1 protein-coding gene is annotated in these 1,644 nt (G+C 39.4%); it reads right to left on the bottom strand.

Annotated features, from left to right (window positions below; all coding sequences use genetic code 11):
• Window positions 1-83: 83 nt before the first annotated feature.
• Window positions 84-392 (bottom strand): helix-turn-helix domain-containing protein, encoded by a 309-nt coding sequence (locus tag HMPREF2955_RS12855; protein ID WP_009230510.1) that lies wholly within the window; start codon window positions 390-392, stop codon window positions 84-86.
• Window positions 393-1,644: the final 1,252 nt, after the last annotated feature.

The raw sequence follows: 1,644 nt of genomic DNA, 5'->3' as shown, positions 1-1,644 counted from the left end.
TCGCCGTGGATGGAAGATGGGGTTACATGCGAAGGCAAAGGTGAATGAGAAAATCCAGTGTTTTAAGGGGTGGGAAACTTTAGTTACTTAGTATGCCTAATGCGTTGCGCCTTCTTTTCGTCTCTACGCACAAGATAAGGAGAAGGAGGCAACTCTGGCAGAAGATTGTCTAACGAATTGATTTGCCCAACAACTTTAAGCAAAAGTACGAATGTGGATAGCGACAAGTTGCCTGCACTGCCATTCTCAAACTTGTGAATGGTGGTCAGTCCAACCCCCGATCGCTCCGCAACCTCTTTTTGAGTGAGGTTGCATCGCAGCCTATATTCCTTGAAACGCGTACCCAAAAGGCGTACAAGTTCAGGCGTAGAATATTCATATAAATCGACCATAACGCTACGTTTTATTTATCATTATATTGAAGGTTATATGCCTTTTAAGGCATTTATCTTCAATATAATGAAGTTTATAACTGCAAATCTACATCATTTTTTTGAATTAATGCCGTTTTCCTAATAAAATAACGGCTAGTTGAATTACATTGAGCAATGATCGTTTGGGCTATAATCGTAAGTTACAGAAGTGTAACCACCCTAAAAACACATCAACCAACGGGCTTTGCAAAGCGTTTATTCTTTTCTCAAACATCAAAAAAGATAGCCTTACTTGGCATTTAACGGCCGAGCAAGATTAATGCCACATTCTCTTTAAAACGAAACAAGGCGTAGACAATCGCAAAGGGGTTGCTGCCACAAATTCAGCTACAACCCTAAACTCTTATTCAAGGCAGCATTGACTATTATTCCAAACCAACGTATCGTTACAAAACCAACTACTTTCTATTATGAAATGAAAACACGCACAGATACGCCCAACCAAAAGTTAAAACAAGTGAACACTTTTGACAAATACCGAGAAAATTTCATCCCATTCTAGAAGAATCAAAAGCCATTTTGCATACATTTAGCTGTTATTTTCAGTATAACACACTTTTGTTTTAGTCCATTTTTGAGAACACAAGCGGCATTTAGCACCACTTTACCTTTCTATTTTGTCGCCGGCGCGCATCTTTTAATCATCCCAATTACCTACTTTTAGCACCAAAACACCCATTAATTAGCCACTTTTCGCCATGCAAAACACCTGTTTTCTATCGAAAAGAAAACGCATAATCCCCAATTTCACACGCATATTTATGCTTATCGTCTTGCATTTAGCAGCATTTTGAACTGCGTTTAGCACCAAAATAGACTGCGTTTTGCGGCAAAACGCACTCGTTTAGGTGCAAATTGCACTGCGTTTAGGTACAAATTGCATTGCATTTTGCACCATATTGCAGGGTATTTTGCTGCTAATTGCAGATTATCCGCACAATTTGTGCACCAACTCTACATACATATGCAATTCCACCTTTTATCAGCCAGTACCATTTTGCGCCAAAACAAACCCTCGCGAGAATCGATTATTTGCAGCTGAGTGAGCGGCCGCTGGATAAAAACGGCACTTATAACGTTAATTTTCTTTCCGAAAAATGGACAATGTTTATTTAAGGAGTTAAGGAGTTAAGGAGTTAAGCCAAATGCCTAAGTGGCGCAGCAATTTTTTCACCTTTTCACCTTTAAACACCTTTCACCTTTAAAGGGC

Origin of the sequence: Prevotella sp. HMSC073D09 (assembly GCF_001814145.1) — a bacterium.
GTDB lineage: Bacteria > Bacteroidota > Bacteroidia > Bacteroidales > Bacteroidaceae > Prevotella > Prevotella conceptionensis.
Note: the sequence above shows the minus strand (reverse complement) of the source record. Positions and strands in the feature narration are given on the sequence as shown.